Raw genomic sequence first — 22,478 nt, forward strand, 5'->3', positions numbered from 1 at the left:
GATTATGTCCCCAGGGGTTAATATCCAATGTTAACCCTGTACTCATAATATCTAAAATGCCATCAGACACTTTTGAAGTGGTTTAAGAGAATATTCTGGTGGAAATACTGACCTTGAAGAGGTCCCATAATTTAATATCTACAATCAAAATCAGGAGGTTCTAAGCTATGAGCATGGATGTGAAAAACGTATTCTTTTTGGATGAAATGCTAACCCCAAAAATTATTACTCTCATTTACTGGCTCCTTCTTTTTGCAGCGGTAATTTCAGGCTTGGGAATGATGTTCAGCGGAATGAGCTTTACCGGTTTCATGGGAGGGCTCTTGACAATCACCCTTGGGGCTGTTTTTGCCAGAATCTGGTGCGAACTTCTTATTGTTTTATTCAAAATCCATGAAAACATTAAGAAGATAGCTGATAAATAGCCCTGATTTTCGGCCTGCTGACCAGCTTCAGCTTCGGTCTCCATGACTTTTCTGCAAAGCGGCTGTGGTGGTCCATGGGCCTCAAGGTGCTGAGGTTAATTATTTTATGTTGCCTGAAATCCTCTCTTGGGATATTCTTTGGTAAGAAAGAAATGCAAAAGGAGGAAGGTTCAATGGGATTTAAAAGGGTAGTGCTGGACAAGAGGGTGTGCAGGTTTGTCCTGGTGTTCTATTTTTTCCTGGCCCTGATTCCATCCACAGGTGAAGCTTCACTCATTGAGAGCCGCCTTTCAACAGGGGAGGCCATGTCTGAACGGTCTGAAAAGATAGAAGCAGTTCGGAAGGCTCTGGAGCATAAGGTCGTTGCCCAGCGACTGGCGGATTATGGCCTTTCACAGGAAGAGGTCATGGCCAGAATGCAGACCATGGATGATGAGCAGCTGCACCAGCTGGCCTCGCTTTCCGATGAAATCGGTGGTGGCGGGTTCGGGGCGGTCATAGCAGTCCTGATTATTGTCCTTTTGATCGTGCTGATCCTCAAGTTGAGTGATCGAAGAATTGTCATTCAATAGTTTCCGGTATCTCTTCTGTCCAGCGATCATTGTCCTGTGGATCTGGGGGTGCACTCCTTTTAAGGAATTTCCGGATCAGGCTGGATATGCTGAGGGTACGGTCAGACTCGAAGTACCGTATGTCCCCCAGGTCCAGGATAATGACTGCGGACCCGCAGCTCTGGCCTCGGTGCTTGGTTTTTGGGGAGTGGATGTCTCTCTGGAGGAACTGACCCGGGAGGTCTATATCCCTGCCCTGAGAAGAACCCTGATGCCGGATATGGAGAACTATGCCCGGATGAGGGGGTTGGCAGCCTCATCAGGAAGGGGGGATGTTTTCCTGCTTAAGCAAAGCATTGACTCAGGCGCACCAATAATTGCCCTGCTGGAAACAGGCAGCGGGCCAGTCAGAAGACCTCACTATGTGGTGATTACCGGCTATACCAAAACAGGCTTCATCACCCATGCCGGGGTAATGGAAAACGCCTTTATCCTGTTTGATGATTTTGACCGCCGCTGGAAGGAAATGAACCGGCTTTACCTGATCATAACCAGGAACCAAACTCCTTAAATAGTCATGCCCAGGTCACTTTTGTTAATGCTGTTTTTTTGCCTGGCTGCATCGGCCTGCTCCATACCCAGAATCGTAGTCCTTTCTGATCCTCTTACTGCCCAGGAACATAATGACCTGGGCGTGGCCTATGAGCTGATGGGGGAGGCTGATCTGGCTCTGGGTGAGTATGAGTCGGCCTTTAACAAGGACCGGACCTGGGATCAGCCCCTGATAAACCATGGCAATGTCCATGCTGGACTTGAAAACTGGGAGCTTGCTGAAAAAAGTTATCTAAGCGCTCTTGAGCGCAATCCAGACAATCCAGAGGCCATGAATAACCTGGCCTACGTCCTCCTGAGGCAGGGCCGGGACAAGCAGGCAGTGGAGTGGTCGGCCAGGGCTGTCAAGCTTGATCCTGAAAATCCGGCCCTTTTAAACACCCAGGCCAGGGCTGTTATGCAGTCTGGAAACCATGACCAGGCCCAGGAGATATTTCAAAGAGCCCTGAATAAGGTTTCTCTGGATGATCCTTTGTACGAACGCATCAGGCTGGGTCTGGACGAGTCTCTGGAGCAGATGGCCGGAGAAGCTGAGGAGTAATGGACATATTAGCACCTGGTTTTCCTTGAACTGAATTTCCTGACAGGCCCGCCCTTTGTCCGGTGGTCTGCATCTTAACCGGGCTTTTTTCTGATTGAGTTTCTCTAAAGCGGTTTGCCGCTCCATTAATATAGCCCCGACCCCCTCCATCCCATCTTGATGGTGCCGGCTCAAGACATGTGTCCGGGCCTGACTCCTGATCCGGCTCTCCAAAGACTGGTCGGTTTTCTTCAGTAGCCTGCAGAGGATCATAAAATTTCTGTTGTCGGGATTGGCTCCAGGCGTAATAAAAGGACCCGGTTTGGCCCTGGCCAGCTACCCGAAAATATTGGGATCGGGCTCTGTAATCAGACCTTATGGACCCCGGCCGGATTTGCCTGAGGAAAAATATCTTGAAATTCTCCGGGCTTAAAAGTATATGATCCAGACTGGTGAACCGGGTGGTCAGCCGGAGTGTTGGTCTGGGTCTGAAAGGCAGTCTTATCCGGTTTTCAGTTTGATAAAAAAACAGGTAAAAAACGGATAGAATTATGCGTATTTCAATTTTCTGGAAACTCTTGATCATGGTGGGAATGACTGTCCTGATTCTGGGAACAGCTGTTTTTTTCACTACCAAACATTTTGTGGCTGCAGGTTTTGACCGTGAATCGGTCAGCACCATAGAAAGAATCCAGAATGCAGTGCAGCACGAACTAAGGGAACTTGAAGAATATTTTCTGGAAACCGCAGGCCGGGCTGCTCAGGATCACCAGCTGGCATCTGCCCTTTATTCCAGCAATCCCAGGGTACTTTCCCGTTATGCCCGGGAATTGATGCAGGCCAATGATATTGACTTTGTAACATTTTCCAATGCCCAGGGGGAAGTGATCCTTCGGGGGCATTCTGAACAGACCGGGGATGTTGTCCTGTCCCAGATCAATGTTAAAAAGGCCCTGCAGGGAGAGCCGGTTGCAGGAGTGGAACAGGGGAGTCAAGTGGGACTGTCCTTGAGAGCGGGCTATCCGGTTATGATCTTTGAACGAATAGTTGGGGTGCTGACCATTGGCATGGACCTGAGCCAGAATTCGCTGGTGGACGCCATCAATGAAAAGCTTGGGGTGGAAGCTACGATCTTTGAAGGGGATTCAAGGCTGTCCACCACCATCAGCCGGGATGGTCAGCGGGTGGTGGGCACCAGGCTGCAGAACCCGGATGTGCTGGCCAGGGTCTTAACGGACTCGGAAACCTTTCTGGACAGAAACCAGATTTTGGGCAGGTGGTATGACACGGCCTACTGGCCTGTCAAAGATTTGCAGGGTGACACTGTGGGCATGTACTTTATAGGGACTGACCGGGAGACCATTGAGACGGCCCAGAAAGCCACCCTGTCCTCAATCATGTGGGTGACCTTCATCACTGGGGGGGCGATGCTGGGGGCGGGTATCCTGTTCGCCAGGACCCTGGCCGGACCGGTTTCTGCAGCCACCAGGTTTGCCTCAAGGGTAGCCGACGGGAATCTGGATGAAACCCTGGAGATAAAAAATAAGGACGAGATAGGAGTCCTTGCCAGGGCTCTGAACAAGATGGTGGCCAACCTCAAAGATCGGATAAAAGAGGCCAGGGCCAAGACCGAAGAAGCCTTGAGGGAGTCGGAAAAAGCCGGAGCAGCCACCCGGGAGGCCAACCAGGCCAGGGAGATGGCTGAAAAGGCCAAGGTGGAAGGGATGACCCAGGCGGCTTTTCAGCTGGAAGGCATTGTGACCCGTGTAGGTTCGGCTTCACAGGAGATTTCCGGTCAAGTGGAACAGTCCAGCCGTGGTTCAGAGGAACAGAAAGCCCGGACCGCTGAAACAGCTGCTGCCATGGCCCAGATGAACGCTACTGTGATGGAAGTGGCCCGCAACGCTTCCACTGCAGCCAAGGATACTGATCAGGTCAGACAGGAGGCTGAAAAGGGAGCTGAAATTGTTAAGCAGTCTGTGGAGGCCATTGGCGAGGTCCATAAGACATCTTACCAGGTCAAAGACAGCCTGGAGGAGCTGGGAACCCAGGCTGAGCAGATCGGCGGAATAATGAATGTCATTGATGAGATAGCAGACCAGACCAATCTCCTGGCTCTAAATGCTGCTATTGAAGCTGCCAGGGCCGGAGATGCCGGTCGGGGGTTTGCAGTTGTGGCTGATGAGGTGCGTAAACTGGCTGAGAAAACCATGGCCGCCACCAGAGAAGTGGAAGAGGCTATCAGCTCCATCCAGGACGGGGCCAGGACAAACATTCAGGGTATGGATCAGGCTGTTGCAGCAGTTGAAAAGGCCACTGATCTGGCCAGCAGTTCAGGCCGGGCTCTGGAAAAGATCGTGGATCTGATCGAGGATGCAGCCCAGCAGGTAAGATCCATAGCCACAGCCACAGAGGAGCAGTCTGCAGCCAGTGAACAGGTTGAGAAAAGTATTGAGGATATCAGAAGGATTGCTGAGGACGGGGCAAAGGTGATGGAGCGCTCAGCCCGGGCAATCGGGGATCTGACCAGACAGAGCCAGGAACTTCAGGACCTGATCAGGGAGTTGAAAAAGGCCGGATAGGATTGTCCGGCCATAAAGCTTGTTGCAGGGTAACCAGGCCTATCTGGCTATCATGGACCGCAGGATTTCCACGCATTTGCTGCAGCTGTGGCACATGGTGTACATCCGTTCAGTGAAGTGGATGAGCTGATAGATGTCTTTGAATTCGAGATCAGAACTGTAAATCTTTCGAATCAGCGCGTTTTTAGCTCTGAAAATATCGTGCCTCTTGTCGCGGATCTTCCGGTACTGCTCCTTGGTCCCGTCCCGGTCAAGATTTTCCAGGTGGACCAGGGATACAGTGTCCTTGAGGGCTGGACCCAGCAGATAGACCATGTTTCCTACGTCATCCACCAGGTAAATGAGTTCCTTTTGAAATTCCTCAGGAATAATCATGGTCCTCATGGAGAGCCAGTTCAAAGCTTCCTGGGCTGAATCCAGGACATCATCCTGGGCACTGGTATAGCTGAGGAAAAGGACCTTATCCACAGGCATGAACAGGCCCCGGGGCAGGTGATTGCGAATATACCTTATGATTTTGTCTGCCTGGGCCTCCAGGTCGTTGAGATTGGCCTGAAGGGTCTTGAACTCAACGCACTGCCCCCCCCCGATATAGCATTCCAGGGATTCGTTTATAACTTCTACTGACTGCTGGATCTTGTCGTAGTGTTCCAGCAGCCTTTCCATCGGCGACTTCTGGGTGAGCAACCCAAAGAAGTTGAATTTCATCTTAAAATACCTCTTGATCCGTTCTTAACTTTTTCAGCTGCAGTTTTTTCTACTGAACCGAAATAATGAAAGTTTTCAGGTCGGTCAACATAATGGTTCAAAAATGTTAAAAATTAATGGATGAATGTCCACATAAGGACCTGAAAGATTACTATTGAAGTCAGGGCTGCAATGGGAACTGTAAGGACCCAGTATCCGACAATCTTCAGCAGTACCTTGAAATTGACGGCACTGAATCCCCTGGCCAGACCTACTCCGGTCACCCCGCCCACACAGGCGTGGGTGGTGGAAACAGGCATGCCCATATTCGAAGCCACCAGAACCGTAGTTGCTGTACTGAAATTCACTGCAAAGCCTCGGGTGTGGGTCAGGGTGGTGATCTTGTTCCCCACAGTGGACATGACTTTATGCCCAAGAACCATGATTCCCAGGGACAGCCCGATTCCGCCGAGAACCAGCATGAACAGGGGAATTTCAGCTGTGTCAATCAATGCCTGCTGTCTGGCTATGAGATAGATGGCTGCCACCGGTCCGATGGCGTTGGCTACGTCATTGGCACCGTGGGACAGGGCTACATATGAGGCGGTCATGATCTGGAGCCTGCGAAAGATGCCCTCAACTTCCTCCACATTCTGCTCCATTTTCCGGGTGAGCTTGTTGGTGAAATACCTGGCAGCCATCCAGACCAGAAAGGCGATAACCGTTGTGGTCAGCATTGCTGCAGAGCGCGAGAATTCAAGCTGCTTTCCCAGGGGAGTCTTGTACAGGAAGGAATAACCAACAATCATGGCGGTCAGGGCAATCCAGCGGGGAGCCCATATCCTGGCCTGCTGCAGGTAATGGGGTTTGAAAAAGATATATTTCCGGATGTGGGAGAAGATAAAATAGGCTATGCCCCCTGCAAAGAGTGGTGATATAAACCAGGAGAGCACAACCCCGGACAGAATCCACCAGTTGATCACATTGGGGCCTCCGGCCACCAGAGCGAACCCCAGAATGCTGCCCACAATTGAATGAGTTGATGAAACCGGCAGGGAAGTTATGCTGGCCACCAGGACCCAGAGGGAGGCAGCCAAAAGAGCTGAAAACATGCCCAGCAGCATTATTTTGGGATCAGCAATGTATTCGGGATTGATTATCCCTCTGGTAATTGTGGCTGTGACGTTGGCTCCAAGGAAAACTGCTCCCACAAAGGTCAAGGAACCGGCAATGATTACTGCCTGACGGACAGTGATGGCCCTGGCCCCCACTGCCGGGGCCATGGAATTGGCAACATCGTTGGCCCCGAGGCTGAAAGCCATGAGAAATCCTGCAGCCATGGACAGGTATAAAAAAAGATCAAAAAATTCCACTGCAGCCCATCTTGTTTTTAGGGGTTAATAAAGTCCCTTATTCCAGGACCTTCTCAGTCACGTGACGTATTTGTAACAATGAGTCATATTTGTCAATAAGTGATCAAATGCACAAAGTGGGTCGTCAAAGGCAAATTAAGACTGCCAGACAGGGGGTTAAATGAATAATCCAGTGATGTTGAAAAGGGCGGCTGGTCGACTAGAATGATAATTTTTATCCAAACTTTACTTTTTTTTGGGAGGCAGTTAATATGAATTTAAGTAATCCTTATTAATTCTGAGTTTTTTTGAATCAATCAACAAGGAGTTTTTAACATGAGCAAGCAAAGGGCCTGGAATCCATATCTGGCCGGAGGGCTGAGCGGTCTGGTTTCAGTCCTTTCAGTCTGGATCGCTGGTCAGTTTTTCGGTGCCTCCACAACCTTTGTCCGCATGGCCGGGATGATTGAGGGCCTGTTCGGAGCTGAGCGGCTGGAAAGGCTGGAATATTTTGTCCAGGTGGCGCCCAGGGTCGACTGGCAATGGATGTTTGTGGTTGGAATCCTCATTGGCTCTTTTGTTGCTGCCAAGACATCGGGCAGTTTCAAGAAACAGTGGGTGCCAGACATGTGGCAGGAAAAATTCGGACTTACCCCGGTCAAGAGAGGGGTGACAGCCTTTGGAGGCGGTGTCATCGCCATGTTCGGGGCCAGAATGGCAGACGGCTGACCCAGTGGACACGGGTTGAGCGGTACGCTTCAACTTTCAGTCAGCGGCTTTGTTTCTTTAATCTGCTTTTTTGTGGGAGGAATTGTTGTGGCCAGGATGGTTTATGGCGGAGGTGGCAGATGAAGATGATCATAATCGGGCTTATCACTGGAATATTGTTTGGCTTTTTGCTGCAAAAGGCCAGGGTGGTCAGGTATGACAAACAGTTGGGCGCCCTGCGCCTGATGGACATGACCATAGTCAAGTTCATGTTTTCTGCGGTCATGGTCAGTATGGTCGGGGTTTATCTGCTGCACGACCTCGGACTGGTCCAGCTGTCCATAAAAACCACGATTATCGGGGCCAATATTGTTGGCGGTATTCTGTTCGGCATAGGGTGGGGCCTGCTGGGGTACTGCCCTGGAACCTCTCTGGGAGCTCTTGGCGAGGGCAGACTTGATGCAGTCTGGGGGATTCTGGGCATGATCCTGGGCGCCCGGATTTTTGCTGAATTCTATCCGGTTCTTAAAGATACAGTCTATACATGGGGAGATCTTGGCAAGATAACCCTGCCCGGGGTCCTGGGCATCAACCATTGGCTGGTCATTATTGTGTTCATCTGCCTTGGGCTGCTGCTTTTTCGCTGGTTTGAAAAGAAAGGACTCTGAGTTCTTTGGCAGATTCCAAGATGTGAGCTGCCAGTTCAGCGGCCAGGGCTGGAAGTTTTTTTGAGTATTTAATCGTTTGACCGGAAGTGGCAGCCGATACTTTTTTTATTGCGCAGGGCCGCGGTGGTAATAATGTAGGCTGCATGGCAGCCATGGAAAAGTTCCACCAGGGGGTTTGAAATGGCTGTTTCTTTATAGAAGTCGTGAAGTCTCTTGTTCAGGTTTCGCAGATCTTCAAAGCCCCGTTTAAGCCTGGCTGAGGTTCGGTTGATGCCCACATAGTTCCACATGGTGTGCCTGATGGTGGCCCAGTCCTGAGCAATAAGCACCGGATCCTCGTTCTGCCTTGAGCCTAAAAAATTCCAATCAGGAATGGAAGCCTTGATGCGCCTGCCAAGCCTTGATCTGGTCTTGAATCTGGCTGCAATGTCTCTGGCAGCAGAATGTCCCCATAACAGCCCTTCCAGCAGAGAAGTGCTGGCCAGGCGGTTAGCCCCGTGAACACCAGTGCAGGCGCACTCTCCTGCAGCGTAAAGTCTGTCAATGGTGGTTTTTCCGTGCACATCCACCAGGACCCCGCCGCAGAAGTAATGGGCTGCCGGCACCACCGGGATGGGTTCGGAGGTCAGGTCAATATTGTGTTCAAGGCATTTTTTATAAATGGTTGGGAAACGCCTGTCCGGATTTTTAATGTGCCGGCAGGCGTTTAAGTAGACAAAATCCTCTTTGGTTCTGAGCATTTCTTCCACAATGGCTCTGGTCACTATGTCCCTGGGTGCAAGATCACCCCTGGGGTCATAGTTTTTCATAAAGGCATCACCCCGGGCATTGGTCAGAACAGCACCTTCGCCGCGCATGGCTTCGGTGATCAGAAATTTTCTGGGACCGCGATGAAAAAGGGCTGTGGGATGGAACTGGGTATATTCCAGGTTCATCATTCTGGCCCCGGCCCTTTGAGCCATGACTATTCCCGAACCCAGGGATGCAGAGGTGTTGGTGGTGTTCAGATATATCTGGCCCATTCCGCCGGTGGCGATGACTGTGAAATCAGCCAGGATCTTGCGGACATTTCCGGTGCTTTGTTCAAGGACATAAGCTCCGGCGCACTGGTTGGCCAGCTGATACCTGATCTCAAGCTCTGTGGAGTGGTGATGGGTGGTTAACAGGTCAATGGCGGTCAAGCCGGTCATGACCCGGATGGAGGGATGGTCTGAAATGACCCTTAGGAACCCATCCATGATGCTTCGCCCGGTATGGTCTGTGCAGTGAAGGATCCTGGCCATGGTGTGGCCGCCTTCCCTGGTCAGGTCAAAGTGACCGGACTTGTCAGTGGCAAACGGGATTTTCAGCCTGTGCAGCAGGACCTCTCTGACAATCTCTGGTCCTTTACGGCAAAGATAGCGGACAGCCCGCAGATGATTGTGTTTCCATCCAGCAGTCAGGATATCCTTTTCCAGGATCCTGGGATCATCATCAGACCCTTTATATACTATTCCCCCCTGAGCCAGCGGTGTATTCCCGCTGTCCAGTCCCTCTCCGGAAGAGATAAGCAGCACATCCAGACCGGCCTCAGCCAGGGTCAGGGCTGCTGTTGAACCGGCTATCCCTGATCCGACAACCAGGACCTGGGCATTGATGGTATCCCCCATCAGGTGCTCACCTCAAGCATGGTCTGGACCGCTTTGCGGGCGTTGGGAATCAGGTCCCTGCTGATCCTGACCGCCTGTTTGGGATCAAGATTTTCCAGGCAGGCACAGAGGTTGGCCAGGTTTATTTTGGCCATGTTGCTGCAGTATCCTGCGCCCAGGGGAAAGATGTTTTTGTCGGGAAAGCGGCTTTTCAGGCGCAGAACCAGGTTGTCTTCAGTTCCAATATAAATGGTGGTTCCAGGGTCTGCATCGCGGACAAAGGCAATTATCCTGGAAGTGGACCCTGCTTCATGGGCCTTGTCCACCACCAGAGGATGACATTCAGGATGGACAACAATTCTGGCCTGAGGCTCCTGGCTGGTAACGGTGGCAACATGGTCCTTTTTGAGGCGGAAATGAACAGCACAAACCCCGGGCCAGAGAAGAAGCTTTTTGCGGCTGAGAGTCATAGGATCAATGAGGCGGCCGCCCTGCCGGACATCCAGAATCTCTATTGATTTTTTATCCAGGCCAGCCTTAGCTGCAGTATTACGGCCAAGGTTCTTGTCCGGCAGGAAAAGGACCTTATCCCCCCGGTCAAGGGCCCATTCAAGCATCCTGGAAGCATTGGAAGAAGTGCAGACACTCCCACCATAGTGGCCGCAAAGGGCTTTAATCTCTACAGAAGAGTTGACATAAGCCAGAGGTACAACTTTCTGATGTGAGTTGAGTTTTTCCAGGATGGTGCTGACCAGGCTGCCCGGGGCCATGTCAGCCATGACACAGGTGGCACCGGGATCAGGTGAAAAAACCAGCTGGCCCGGTCGGGCCAGGACAACAGCTGTTTCCGCCATGAAGTCCACCCCGCAGAAGACTATGTACCTGGCCTTTAGATCAGGGATGGCAGCAGCAAGCTGGAGTGAATCTCCCACCAGGTCGGCATGCTCAACTATTGAATCGTTTTGATAGTGATGAGCCAGGATGGCCAGATCTGAACCGTATTTTTTCTTTAAAAGCCGGATTTGTTCATTGTGCATTACTGGGCCTCGATTTTCATGCTCAGGTCAACAGGAACTGCCGAATGGGTGATGGCCCCGGACGAGATAAAGGTCGGCTTGAGCCGGGCCAGGCTGTTGATGTTATGCAGGTGGACCCTGCCGCTGATTTCAGATTCAATGTTTTCCGGGATTAGATCCAGGGCAGTGCTCATTTCATCCTCTTGCATATTGTCGAGCATTATTCTCTGGACACCAGCCCTGACAGCTTCCCGGACCTGGGAAACATTTCTGCATTCAACCTCGATGCCAGGACAGGGTGAATAGGTTCTTCTAAGTTTATCAACCGCCACACTGATGCTTCCGCACTGATCAATATGATTGTCCTTGATCATGAGCATTTCTTCCAGGTTAAGGCGGTGGTTGGTCCCTCCGCCCGCCTGAACAGCGTATTTTTCTGGATACCGCATGCCAGGAGAGGTTTTTCTGGTGTCCAGGATGGTTACGCCAGAATTTTTCAGGAGTTCTGAGAAGCTGCGGGTCAAGGTGGCAATGCCCGACATCCTGGCCACCAGGTTGAGGATAACCCGCTCAGCCTTGAGAATTTTCCTGGTTTGCCCTTTTAGTTCGGCAATTCTGGTCAGCCCGGGAATCAAAGCACCTTCCTTGACCAGGCAGTTCACTGTGGATGGGCCTGCAAGCCTTTGCATGACCAGGTCAATGACTGGCAGGCCGGCAATAACGCATTCCTGCCTGGTCACAATGATGGCCCGGGCAGTGTTGTCCTCAGGAAAGATTGCATTGGAAGTCAGGTCCATACCATCTTCTTCCAGGGCCAGATCTATGATCCTGTGCAGAAATTTCAGGGCTTTTCCCTGGAAAAAGGCATTAAATAATTTGAAGTCGTGCATAGCCAAACTAAAAATTATAATTTCTGATAAGAATTATGTAAAGCATGTAATAACCTGCAATAAATAGGAGGGAATTGGTCAATGCCAAGACAGGTATGCCAAGAAAACAAGTCAACATACTGGATTGATAACAGCCTTTCCGGTTCATAGAAATGGGGGTCCAGGGCAAGCCGGGGAGAGGTTTCTCCCTTACAGACCGTGCTCCAAAAAAAACAGGGGCGCTTGATAGATCAAGCGCCCCTGTTAGGGAAACCGGGCACCCGGAAAAAACTGTTACCGCTGCTCCCTTTCGGGCCTGACGGGGTTGGCAGCGTTTCCGCCGCCCGGCTTCCCTGGCTGAGCATCATTACTAAAAAAAGGACAGCAGGAAGCTCTGGTAAATGGCGGAGAGGGGGGGATTCGAACCCCCGAGACGGGATTAGCGCCTACACGATTTCCAATCTATTCCTAGGTTGCCAGGGCCAAGGTAAATGTTTGAATAACCTGCAGATCGTTGCTTGCGCTACGCCCTGATTGGCGTATTTTTTAACAGATTCGCCAATAAAAACGCCAATAAGAATCCCATTTTTCCGCGCTAAAGAGCAAGTGCTATTCCTTATATTCCCAGCCAGGAGTTGTCAAATTAAAAAGTCAAGTTGTGGGCCTGGAAATCATGCTTGTTTGGCTGCTATCTTTTTCCTGCGCGAAAAGTGTCTATCTTTTGGGTTGACGAAGGTGCAGGGCTGAATTATATTTGCACACGTTGCTTGAGAAGTAAAGGAGGGAATATGAGTCAGCTTGATTTTAACAGGAATATTTCTAGGAATGCAACCAACAAGAGGGTCGAGAAAAATGCTACTGAAATTGTGGAGAAGCTCATTAAGGATGGTTTTAGCCGTGCTGATATTGCAAGGCATGCTGGTGTTTCTCAAACGACAGTGTCAGCCTGGCAAAAAAGGGGGCGAGCTAATGCAGACGCTATTGACCGGCTAATTAAATCAATTAATTTAAAGCAATCAACAACATCACCAGTGACAAGAAGTTCAGGCGACAACGCAGAACTTTGGCTGCATATAAATGCAATTAGAGCACTAGGCTTCAATGTTTCATTAAAACCAATAGAATAATCTTAGTACATAGGAGATTTTATTATGGACCAATCATTGCGCCAATTTTTGCTCAACATCTTTCCGCATGTTCAAATTAACAGGACTGTTACTGACGATGTGTTCATGTTTATCGAGTCACATCCAGATTTTTTGCTACGATATCATCAATTTTGTCTTGAATACGGATCACATGTCGTTAACCCTAAGATTGGTCGACTTGTTAAAATTATGAATGACTTGCCAAATACAGGACGAACCGTGGCAAAGAGTAAGCTTATTCGGACTTACACATTGCACTAATGCCGGTCTCGTTTCAAGGCATCTCGGTTTCAATATCACTCAAGGTAACCACAACTATGACAGCAGAAAAACTCAATCCCCAGGATGAAATTGCCACTCAGGAAGAAATCATTTATTCGAATATGGTCCAGCATGAAGCTTTGCTTCGACTATTGTTCAAAAAAAGGATAATTACCAAGGATGAGTATCTGGAGGAAGTTAAAGGCGTATCTCGGACCATCCAGCAAAGACACGTCGGATGAAGAGTTCCGTGAAATCACCATCAAGCGAGATGGCGAGGATCCACTTTGTTTCAGTGGTCGTCTGCTTCAAGGAAAAAGGATCGAGGATGAAAGATTTGATTTGACCTTGAGATTGTATCAAGTTGAAGACAAGAAGATTATACTTGAATCCAGGTATATTGATCCCGCCCGAAGCGTTCATAAGGCGCTTGAGTTTGACAGCATCCAGGCGGCGATATTCTACATTCAGAACATAACCAAGGACTTACAAAATGACAGAGTCCAGGAAGGCGGTCCAATTCAGTAATCCGGTGGCTTATATAAGACATCTGCTATTGTCTTTGGCATTTCTCTTAATATGTTCTCCTGTCTTTGCAGAAGGATTATGTGAGTCTGGAGACACCGAGTGGGAGGCCATAGTTCAAGAATACCCGGATGATAAGGAGCTATTTGAACTTTATACCCTTCGTAACAATCTATGTGATCAAGTAGAAAATAGAGAGATTTCCTACTCTGAAGCAGTGGTGATCTTTGAAATTGAACGCGGAATTCTCGTTGAAAAGAGACGACAGTAACCCCATGCAAGAACGCAGAGTTTTCGAAAAGATCGTCTCAGGTGGTCAGACCGGAGCAGACCAGGGAGCCCTTGATGCAGCCCTGGAACTTGGTCATCCCTGTGGTGGCTGGTGTCCAAAAGGCAGAAAATCTGAACTGGGGCATATACCAGACAAGTATCCGGTAATTGAACATGACTCATCCAACTACGTTGCTCGGACAGAAGCAAATGTTGTTGATTCTGACGGGACCCTGATATTTACTTATGGAGAACCAACAGGTGGAACCAGGCTCACCGTTGATCTGGTCAAAAAACATAAAAGGCCCTACTATATTTTTGATGTTGAGACTGAGTCCTTAAACCTTACCCCAGAAATCATTTGGAAATGGGGTCTTGATAGTAACGTCTTCGTCTTGAATGTAGCTGGGCCTAGGGAAAGCAAGAATCCTGGGACTCAGATCCTGGTCAAGGCCGTAATGCTCAGGATACTGGAACACGCTGAAAAATGTTACCCGGTTGTTGCGGGAACATAGCTCTTAAAGAATTTCGGACTTCATCAGCCGTTGACAGGCAGATCCGAAGTTCAAGGCTGGCAAGAAGTTGAATGATGAGGTGGGGTAAGATTGGCGTGACCGGGCTTAGCGTCAAATAGTCAACCGGTCTGTCCAAGAAATATTTGAACGGCCGCGATGGCCCCATCTGAACCTTTAAATGCCCCGATTGCGCTGCCAGAAAAATCCGGTCTTAAAATATTTTCGCGGTGCCCAGGGCTGTCCATCCACTGCTGGACTAGGGACCTCAACATTACCAAGCAATATCTACCCAAGGCTATTTGGAAAGAAATTCTTATACCTGTGCGCAAAACAATAAGTCTGGCTTAGTAATTCCAGAAATCGCAAGGCTTTCAAGTAAAGATAAATTTTCTTGAGAATATATCCTCAATCGCCCGCTGGTCAGATCCCAATAGTAAACATGATCACCCCTAGCGGCTACCGGCCTCCAATGGTTACGCCAAGTCGGTATAATAAATGAATCAGCATTAGGCAAAGATATAGTAGAGCTGACTGTCATATCAGTTAGGGTTACCTTGTATAAACTATTTGTGAGTTCATAAAGTTGCCCAAGGTGATTTTCTCTACAATAAAGTAAAAATAAATTGTCACCCCTGCCAAGAGCAGCATGAAAAAAACCATGCCGATCAGAACTTGGTGCGCTGGCTACTCGGCTGACAATTGCCATACTTTCTGGATTTATTTTGCATAAATAACCATAAGTGGAAGCTTGCGGGGGTGTTATATTACTTGCAATAACAGCCCTAGACGGGACATAAAAATAACCACCATGATACAATAAAGGACCACGAGTATGCCCATACAGCCCATTTGCAGCCCATCTTCCAGAATTGGAAGATATTAAACCGCCCCCCATGCTAAATTTATAAAGCCTTATGTTGTCAAGGGCGTACACATGCGATCCATCTGTTTCCAAATCCCATACCTCAGAGTGCTCAAAAAGCTTATTAACTAAGGTGGTACCTGAATATAAATATGTGTGTGAATTGCTATCAGCGATTCCAAGAATTAATATTGGATCACCTGCCTTCAGTGTGATCCCCCGAATTTGAAAATTTTGAATAGTAGTGCTCCAAATCAAATCCATTGATGCCGCATCAAAAATCCAAACATAACTTATTGTATGCCAGGTGGAGCTTTCCGTCCAATACCGCCAAGCGCAAAAAGCTATTTTCCCATCAGCAAAAGACGGTTGCCCAAACCTCAAGCTATCTGTTCCTACTGGTGGAGGAGTGCCCGTAATTCCAGTATCAAATGATTTCTTAATTTCTAATTCAGGGGATACAATGTGAATATACTTCGGCGAAGCAACCGTGGACCCCCGATCTGAAATATACAAATCCAACACGCAAGGATGCGGCGCACTAGAAAACCCTATAATTTTCGGATCATCCCATGTTTGATTATCGAATTGAATGACAACATCGTCACCAACCTCAAACGCAATATGATCACAATCCATATAATCAAAGGGGACGTCATCAAGCCGGCGGGCGTTAATTTCGAAACGATTATATCTCAAAATGCGGAAATTAGTTCCGGGCTGTCTACCCAGTGGGGTGTTAGGGGATTGATCGAGATGAAATACTCCCCGATCTGTAAAAACAACAGCCCAAGCATGATCAACATCTTGATTTCCACGAATTGGCCCTGATCCCAGCTTACCAATGGCTAATCCCATAGCAGATGCAGGAATACCCTGGTTGGCTAACAATTGTATTTTAGTTAAAGCATAGTCTTCACAATCCCCATAGCCAGGAAGATTAACCACATCCCATCGATCAACAACCTCACGCTGATATGTAACATGGGTATTGACCAACGTATTGATTGCAACAATAGACTCCCACCATGTTCCATAAGAAATACTAGCTCGTTCTGAAAATTCTTGGCAAACTGGATGTCCAGGATACCGGTTACAAAAGTCCTGAACCTGCTCCAGATGAAAGTCATCCATTGGCGAAGGTTCTCCAATATCACATTCTGGCAAGTCATCTGGTTCCAAATTAGACATTATAACAGGGTCAAACCCCGGCCGTATGCAGACACTTGCTGAATTTTTTTCAGGATTAATGCTAATTATCTTACCAGTCCTAAATGTCGGCTTCCACTTTTGCCAACCAGGTTGAAGTGATGCATTAAAAAAGAAACCACTGGCTGATTGTAGACTAGGGGGTTGTTGCTGCCCATCTTGGGATGACCAATAAGGGCCTGGAGCGCCTAAAGGCCCATTTTCAAATCCAGGCTTAATTAAATAAGTCCAAGCTTGTTGCCCTTGTCGATACTCCAGACCAATTCCAGCTATTTCAATAGTCCCAACAATGGTCCCTGGTTCAATATCCTCAGTATAATCAACACACCAGGCAGATGTGGTTTTTCCATCTTTGTCGTGGCCATCTGCATCTTTTACAATATAAGTGATAGTGTACGCGCCTTGACCATGATTACCTTCAATCCGTGCTTTGCCCATTTCATCTTTCCATAAGGTCCATAAAAATATTTCTTGTGGAAACATTCAAAGTAATCATGCCTACGATTAACTTATCACCATCTGCAGGACCATATCTGGCAACATCCCCTGGACGAATAAAAAAAGAAGGTTCGCATCGGATACGCCGTTTACCAGTCCCTTGTTTAGAGTAACTTGTGACACCCGTTACATCTACAACCTTACTGGTAGTTGTGGTCTGGACCATATAGCCCACGAGTGTCCCCGATCCAGATCGGCCACCCAAGTCATAGCGGAAAGACTCCAGCTTTGAATTGATAAGCTCTTCAACAATATCCTGCCCAGCAATGGTCCTTACTCCAGAATAAATGACTAAATCTCCTCCTACCCTGGATTCAATCGCATCAATCAAATTTTGGGTAATTCCAGGCACGACCACATTGACATAGGTTGGCTGGCCATCCCTCATCCGGGCATGGAGAGAAGAGATTGATAATGGTAACTCATTAAGGCGACACAAGTAGATTATTTGAGCCACAAAAGCAGATGATATTGCCCATTCCCGTGCCGGTTTATAATAATAAAGCCGGTACTTGGCCCCTGTAACTTCAAAAGAAAGCTCAGTATAGCCAGCGCCCTCGTTTAGGGCATGACTATTTAGCTGTCCTAAATTAAGCATTACTCACCCGCCATCAGATAACCAATTATAATTACTCGGCAATTAAGATTTCCAGTCCCAGCCGTCGCCACAGATACTCTGATACTATCTACCCCATTTATTTCTGGAGTAAACATTTGCCTTTGTTGGGCCTGATCAACGGTGACCGCCGATGAAGTCAATATATTATCAACATCAGGACCATCACCTGTACCCACTTGAATTTCAAAAGGCCCAGCTGGGTCTGTGGCAGAAGTCACGATCAAATCAATTCTATCAATATAAAATTCAGCCCCCGTGGGAATTTCAATTTCTGCGTGATCTTGATCATCAGTTAAATCAATTACCCCTGTGGCCAGCGTCATTACGGGGGCGGCCCGGTGACGGCTGGCCAAATCATCTTCATGCAAATCCCCCGGCAGAGCATTTGCAGCGGGTTGACCAGGGATCATTGCCAAATGAGAAAAATGAGGGGAAGTAGCCATGGCCTGATACCCCAAGACTACACCAAAATTGGCATAATTCTGCGTCTTGGCTCCAAGAGATACGCCGGCAATTGATGCCATTTCTGTTCCTGCACCAATAATAATTCCAAAATCACCGAAGTAGCCTTTCGCCTGATCACCAATAGTAATGGCACGTTCGCCCTGACTAGCCGCTTCCCGGCCCAAAGCAATCCCCCCCTGAGCATGTGCAGCGGAGTTAACCCCGACGACAATAGTATCTGGGGCGTAGCCCTCCCCCCGAACGCAGATAGCATCCGGTTCCCATGAACCGGCACCAAGGCCAATGGCAATTACCCTTGGTCCACCTGCACTAGAATCCCCAATAGCAATCCCATCTTCATCCGCAGCATTAGAAAAATCCCCAATAGCAATCCCACGATCAGCGCCAACATAACCATTGCCAATAACAACGGCATTATCAGCCTGCGCATTTGCCCCTTGACCAAGGGCCAAGCTTGCAGGTCCAGAGCTGAAAGCCCCTTGGCCAATAGCCACGGCCCCCATGCCAAGAGCCACCCCTAAAATTGCAATTGTATTATCAGCAAAACCACTAAATAAACTTTGTAACAAATAACGGGTTACTCGCAATTCCAAAACGGTATTTGCCGGCCACTCTAAAGACTCTGTACCGTCCCGCCCTCTAAGAATGGTTGCCGTGGCTGTCCCCGAATCCCAATCTACCACTTCAACGATCTCATGTATCTCGTCAGTTATATTTGCAACCGTCAATAATATATGCATTTGCCCATCAACCACATTTTCCAAGGCGTCACTTAAAGTATCTGAAATTTCCGTCAGCATAATACCGGTATTACTATCTGTAATAGACTCAGCTAATTCTGCCTTGGCATTATTTGCCAATATATAACTTGCCATTATTCCACTACCTCCAATTCAATTATTCCAGGTGCTGCCCATTTTATCACAAAGTCATAGCCAGTAATCGTTATCGTATTACCCTCAGAAAATGCTATGTATCCAATCAGGCTCAAACCTGAGTACAACACACCATAAGCAAAAGTTGCCTGGAGTGCGGAAAAGACTGTGTCCGAAGGTTGCCATTGATACTTGTTGCCGGATTGTTTGATTGTGCCGTCTATGATTTTACCCCCGGCCTCGTATCCTGGGCTGGGGTTAATCTCATGCGCCGACAGATCAGACCATTCACTATGCTCCAGGTCCGGCACATAAGTATTAGCCATTAGCGCCAATTTGGCATTTGCAACGCCTAAACCAGTCAATAAAGGTAACTCTTTTGCGCTCCGATACAGGATTAAATTCATTATCATGCGCCCACCTTCCTAATGACAGCCAAGGTCAAAACTAGATCAAGCCCTTGCCTTTGCCATGACTGTAATGATATTTCAAAGTAACCCGCAGGAGTGCTGGCAAAAATCCGTTGATACACCAGAGATAAATGCTCAACCAAAGAAATTGCCGAGGGATTGTAAACTGTCCGTATTTGCCATGTTTGATCAGACACCGTATACCCTGTATCGTATAATGACACTCCACCGTCCAAAGTTGGGGTTCTGGTTTGCCTGCGTTGCCCGCCAAAAAAGTCGTCAATGCTTTCAGGGCGCAAATACAGAAAGCCTGCGCCATGCGGATCAAACAAAGGTGCATTTAGAGCCATTACTATTCCCATCATTCAACCCCTAATAAAAAATTTTGATATTCTTCGCTTGCCCTGGCCTGGACTGCCCCCAGGATCTCGAACATTATCATTTCAAGATGAGGCTGAAGCCCATCTCCAGATACAGTGATAAGAGGTTCCCCAGATTGCATCCGTCGTTTTCGTATTTCCATAAATTCCATCTCTGCCCAAGACATCTTTTCTTGTATTTCCAAACCACGCTCTTGAATATCCATTTGGCGCTCTATGTACCGTTGAATATCATACGACCAAATTCCAGCTTCTGACATTTGTCCTATATTAGAAAAAATAGACTCAAGAACTCCCCCAGCAGTTTCAACGCTGGTTGATACTCCATCCATGATCGCTTCAACTCTTTTCGCATTGGCCTCAACCTCGGCAATCTCAAGTTTAGCTTGCCATTCGACTTTAGCCTGAATGGTATCATGGTAATTGGATATCATTGTATCAAGAACTCCCATGACCGCCTTAAATTCATCTGTTTCCAAGCCAGACAATTCTGGCTCAATCTCAACGGATCGTGGACGACTTGCATACTCAAGATCATTTTCCAAAATCTCAATGCTGCCATCATCAGATACGTTGATAATATAAGGAGGGATATTTTGGGTTTGTCCCTTGATCCTTTCGGTTGTTTCTGTGATTTCTTGCTCTGTCTTGGATAGGGCCACCTGATCATGGATTGCCCGCAATTCCAAAATCTGTTCACCAGTTAAGCCCTCAACATCATGCCCCAATTCAATTAGTTCCTTTTTAGCCTCAACTATATCAGCTTCAAATTTTATCTTTTGTTTCTCAGGCACCCGGGTGCGGATGATCTGCATAGCTTCTTCAAAGCTTAAAATATCCGCTTCCGCACTAAGCCGGATTACATCCGCGTCGGAAAGTCCGGACAGGTCATGTCCTAAACCCTCTAGCTGGTCCCGCAGTCCACCGAGGTCGTAGGTAAAATCGCCTATATTGTCGGCAATGGCATTGACCAGGTTGGCAAAAGACTCTGCTTCCTTGTTTGCTGCCTCTTGTTTACCGGTAAAATCAAGAATCCGATCAGCCCAACCATATATGCTTTGTGCCGCTTTGCCGACGGCTGGTACATGCTCATTGAACAGGGTTCCTGTGATATGACCGGCATAATAAGCCAGGCCAATCAAACCAGCTTTGCCAGCAGCACTCCCAATGGCGGCTTGGGTTGCTGCTCCAAGTCCACCCATGGCCGTGGCTGCGCTTCCTAGTCCGGTAATGAGATTGACAAGGCGCTGAGCTGCAATAACCTTGAGCAATACAGACATGCCATCCAAGGCGCCTGCAAAACTGGAAACAAAACCAGCAGCCACATTAATAACTTTGCCAAGCTGGAGGAAGTTGCCAATGGTTTCTGTTGTACTAGAATCAAGATCTCCAAATCCTTCTACTAAGCTGCCCAGCCACCCAGCCCATTTTTGCCAGCTTTCAATGATACTTGAGCTGATTTCAGTCAACGCTGCCCCAGCGTTAACAATTCGCTGCATTGCCTGAGCCAGCCCCTCTGGAGTATCAAGATCAACTTGGCCAAAAAAAGCGTCGAGCACTCCAGCCGTATTATCAGCCAGATCCCGGATTGACCGGGCAAGCCTGGAAAAATCCATCTGATTTAAAGCTTCTGGAAGATTGCGGGCAATGTTATCAAAGGTGGCGGTCAGATCACCTGCGATTTCACGGAGTACGTCAAAGACATCGTCAAAGGCCCCGGCCTGGACAGATTGCTGTAAAGCTTTGAAGATATCAGAGATACCACTGACCATATCGCCGTACTCAGATATCAACTCATCTCCAACAGCGACAAAAGTCAGTCGAACATTATTGGCCAACTGCTGATTGGCGTAACTGACATCCCCAACCATCTTTTCAAACGCGTCTGCCGTGACCCCAGCCGCGTCTTGCATCTTGCCAATGTTATCCAGAAACCTGTCTCCGCCATCCTGGCCAAACATTGCCAGCACACCGGTCAAGCCCCGGACATTGCTGAATAGCTGGGACACAGCATCAACATTGCCATCTGTAGCCTCCCATACGTCCAGGAGTACTCCTTCAAGTCCTTTGGATGCCAAGGCAGAGGCATTAAACTCAATGCCGAGTTCGGCAGCGTAATTTGATGCCTGCTGGGTTGGATTAATAATTGACTGGATCGCACCCCGGATTGCAGTCATGGCTTCACTGGTCGGCATGCCCTGGGCTGTCAGGGAGGCAATGGCCGCACTCACGGTTTCTATGGGAACACCAGCTGCTCCAGCCATAGAAGATACCTGGGATAGGGACTGGGCAAGTTCAGGAATGGTTGTCAGGCCTTGGCGAACGGTTTGGAACAGGACATCGGAATAACGACCAGCCTCGTCAGTGCTGGCCCCGTATGCGTTCATCACGGATTCCAGCAACTTGGTTGTGCTGTACAAATCTGCCCGGCCTGCAACAGCAAGCTGTTCGGCCTGGGCTATGTATTTCAGGGCATCTCCATATTCAATGCCTGCGCTCAAAGCTGTATAAATGGATTTATTTATGTCCTCGATGGACTGGGTAGATGTATTGGCATATTCGCGGATCTGCATCCGGAACTGATCGACTCCGTCACCCGTGTCATCAATCAAGGTGGCGATTTCACGGAACTGGCTGTCAAAATCCGCAGCAGCATTTATGGATAGAGCAAGACCACCGATGGCCAAAGCACCCAGGGCAGTCTGGAGCTTGAGGATCCGGTCGTGCATGTTGGCCAGGGGTTGAGTTGCACTTTGAACACCACCGGCAAGCTTGTCCATTTCCCGGGAAATATTGCGGATTACTGTTCCGGTATTATCCACT

General features: G+C 48.5%; 22 protein-coding genes and 1 other RNA gene. 10 read left to right on the top strand and 13 right to left on the bottom strand.

Going from position 1 to position 22,478, the window contains the following annotated elements; all coding sequences use genetic code 11:
• Positions 1-167: 167 nt before the first annotated feature.
• From P771_RS0109755 to P771_RS0109780, 5 genes are all read left to right on the top strand, one after another.
• Positions 168-425: a DUF4282 domain-containing protein gene (locus P771_RS0109755; RefSeq protein ID WP_208595962.1), complete on the top strand. Its 258-nt coding sequence runs from the start codon at positions 168-170 to the stop codon at positions 423-425.
• A 173-nt stretch (positions 426-598) separates the two neighbouring features.
• Positions 599-997: a PA2779 family protein gene (locus P771_RS0109760; RefSeq protein ID WP_028575007.1), complete on the top strand. Its 399-nt coding sequence runs from the start codon at positions 599-601 to the stop codon at positions 995-997.
• Positions 972-1,547, top strand: a complete 576-nt coding sequence (locus P771_RS18340) for a C39 family peptidase (protein ID WP_084301813.1) — start codon at positions 972-974, stop codon at positions 1,545-1,547. Before P771_RS0109760 ends, P771_RS18340 begins: the two co-directional genes overlap by 26 nt.
• A gap of 27 nt (positions 1,548-1,574) precedes the next feature.
• The gene (locus P771_RS0109770; protein WP_244147315.1) at positions 1,575-2,129 is read left to right on the top strand and encodes a tetratricopeptide repeat protein; all 555 of its coding nucleotides are present in this window, start codon (positions 1,575-1,577) and stop codon (positions 2,127-2,129) included.
• Between the two features lie 530 nt (positions 2,130-2,659).
• Complete coding sequence (locus tag P771_RS0109780) at positions 2,660-4,690, top strand: methyl-accepting chemotaxis protein (RefSeq protein WP_028575010.1); 2,031 nt, start codon at positions 2,660-2,662, stop codon at positions 4,688-4,690.
• Between the two features lie 39 nt (positions 4,691-4,729).
• Here P771_RS0109780 and P771_RS0109785 read toward each other — a convergent pair whose 3' ends face one another.
• Positions 4,730-5,398, bottom strand: coding sequence for a DUF47 domain-containing protein (locus P771_RS0109785; protein ID WP_028575011.1), 669 nt, complete (start codon positions 5,396-5,398; stop codon positions 4,730-4,732).
• Between the two features lie 113 nt (positions 5,399-5,511).
• Positions 5,512-6,750, bottom strand: a complete 1,239-nt coding sequence (locus P771_RS0109790) for an inorganic phosphate transporter (protein ID WP_028575012.1) — start codon at positions 6,748-6,750, stop codon at positions 5,512-5,514.
• Positions 6,751-7,041: 291 nt separating this feature from the next.
• Here P771_RS0109790 and P771_RS17145 point away from each other — a divergent pair, with 291 nt between their 5' ends.
• Both P771_RS17145 and P771_RS0109800 read left to right on the top strand, forming a co-directional pair.
• A complete protein-coding gene (locus P771_RS17145; protein WP_279614515.1) occupies positions 7,042-7,581 on the top strand; it encodes a YeeE/YedE thiosulfate transporter family protein in 540 nt (179 codons plus the stop codon).
• On the top strand, positions 7,578-8,105 hold the full coding sequence (locus tag P771_RS0109800) for a DUF6691 family protein (RefSeq protein ID WP_028575013.1): 528 nt from the start codon (positions 7,578-7,580) through the stop codon (positions 8,103-8,105). The genes P771_RS17145 and P771_RS0109800 overlap by 4 nt, the downstream gene beginning before the upstream one ends.
• Before the next feature lie 68 nt (positions 8,106-8,173).
• On the opposite strand, the gene nadB is transcribed toward P771_RS0109800, so the two are convergent.
• The 4 genes from nadB to ffs all read right to left on the bottom strand — a co-directional run bounded on the left by nadB (position 8,174) and on the right by ffs (position 11,975).
• Entirely contained in the window at positions 8,174-9,754 is a 1,581-nt protein-coding gene (gene nadB / locus P771_RS0109805) for an L-aspartate oxidase (RefSeq protein WP_028575014.1), read from the bottom strand.
• The gene (nadA, locus tag P771_RS0109810; protein ID WP_028575015.1) at positions 9,754-10,770 is read right to left on the bottom strand and encodes a quinolinate synthase NadA; all 1,017 of its coding nucleotides are present in this window, start codon (positions 10,768-10,770) and stop codon (positions 9,754-9,756) included. The genes nadB and nadA overlap by 1 nt, the downstream gene beginning before the upstream one ends.
• A complete protein-coding gene (gene nadC / locus P771_RS0109815; protein ID WP_028575016.1) occupies positions 10,770-11,639 on the bottom strand; it encodes a carboxylating nicotinate-nucleotide diphosphorylase in 870 nt (289 codons plus the stop codon). The genes nadA and nadC overlap by 1 nt, the downstream gene beginning before the upstream one ends.
• Positions 11,640-11,879: 240 nt before the next feature.
• An RNA gene (ffs, locus tag P771_RS18705) (signal recognition particle sRNA small type) lies at positions 11,880-11,975 on the bottom strand.
• Positions 11,976-12,406: 431 nt separating this feature from the next.
• Between ffs and P771_RS0109825 the strand changes: the two genes are divergently transcribed.
• The 3 genes from P771_RS0109825 (at position 12,407) to P771_RS0109840 (ending at position 14,337) form a co-directional block, all read left to right on the top strand.
• Entirely contained in the window at positions 12,407-12,745 is a 339-nt protein-coding gene (locus tag P771_RS0109825; protein ID WP_028575018.1) for a helix-turn-helix domain-containing protein, read from the top strand.
• A gap of 338 nt (positions 12,746-13,083) precedes the next feature.
• A complete protein-coding gene (locus P771_RS18820) occupies positions 13,084-13,269 on the top strand; it encodes a hypothetical protein (RefSeq protein WP_150112172.1) in 186 nt (61 codons plus the stop codon).
• 558 nt (positions 13,270-13,827) lie between these two features.
• The gene (locus P771_RS0109840) at positions 13,828-14,337 is read left to right on the top strand and encodes a putative molybdenum carrier protein (RefSeq protein ID WP_028575021.1); all 510 of its coding nucleotides are present in this window, start codon (positions 13,828-13,830) and stop codon (positions 14,335-14,337) included.
• 119 nt (positions 14,338-14,456) lie between these two features.
• On the opposite strand, the gene P771_RS19225 is transcribed toward P771_RS0109840, so the two are convergent.
• From P771_RS19225 to P771_RS17150, 7 genes are read right to left on the bottom strand one after another with little or no spacing between them, the layout of a single operon-like run.
• On the bottom strand, positions 14,457-14,609 hold the full coding sequence (locus P771_RS19225; RefSeq protein WP_353740015.1) for a CAP domain-containing protein: 153 nt from the start codon (positions 14,607-14,609) through the stop codon (positions 14,457-14,459).
• 41 nt (positions 14,610-14,650) lie between these two features.
• Complete coding sequence (locus tag P771_RS0109845) at positions 14,651-16,891, bottom strand: transglutaminase-like cysteine peptidase (RefSeq protein ID WP_084301815.1); 2,241 nt, start codon at positions 16,889-16,891, stop codon at positions 14,651-14,653.
• Complete coding sequence (locus P771_RS0109850) at positions 16,848-17,504, bottom strand: hypothetical protein (protein ID WP_028575023.1); 657 nt, start codon at positions 17,502-17,504, stop codon at positions 16,848-16,850. The genes P771_RS0109845 and P771_RS0109850 overlap by 44 nt, the downstream gene beginning before the upstream one ends.
• The gene (locus tag P771_RS0109855; protein WP_028575024.1) at positions 17,504-18,865 is read right to left on the bottom strand and encodes a hypothetical protein; all 1,362 of its coding nucleotides are present in this window, start codon (positions 18,863-18,865) and stop codon (positions 17,504-17,506) included. Before P771_RS0109855 ends, P771_RS0109850 begins: the two co-directional genes overlap by 1 nt.
• Positions 18,865-19,272 carry a hypothetical protein gene (locus P771_RS0109860; RefSeq protein ID WP_150112173.1) on the bottom strand — a complete coding sequence of 136 codons (408 nt, stop codon included), beginning with the start codon at positions 19,270-19,272 and terminating at the stop codon, positions 18,865-18,867. Before P771_RS0109860 ends, P771_RS0109855 begins: the two co-directional genes overlap by 1 nt.
• Before the next feature lie 2 nt (positions 19,273-19,274).
• Positions 19,275-19,640 (bottom strand): hypothetical protein, encoded by a 366-nt coding sequence (locus P771_RS0109865; RefSeq protein WP_150112174.1) that lies wholly within the window; start codon positions 19,638-19,640, stop codon positions 19,275-19,277.
• Positions 19,637-22,477, bottom strand: coding sequence for a phage tail tape measure protein (locus P771_RS17150; RefSeq protein ID WP_161635960.1), 2,841 nt, complete (start codon positions 22,475-22,477; stop codon positions 19,637-19,639). The genes P771_RS0109865 and P771_RS17150 overlap by 4 nt, the downstream gene beginning before the upstream one ends.
• Between the last annotated feature and the right edge of the window lies 1 nt (position 22,478).

Source organism: Desulfonatronovibrio hydrogenovorans DSM 9292 (assembly GCF_000686525.1).
In the GTDB taxonomy this organism is placed as follows: domain Bacteria; phylum Desulfobacterota; class Desulfovibrionia; order Desulfovibrionales; family Desulfonatronovibrionaceae; genus Desulfonatronovibrio; species Desulfonatronovibrio hydrogenovorans.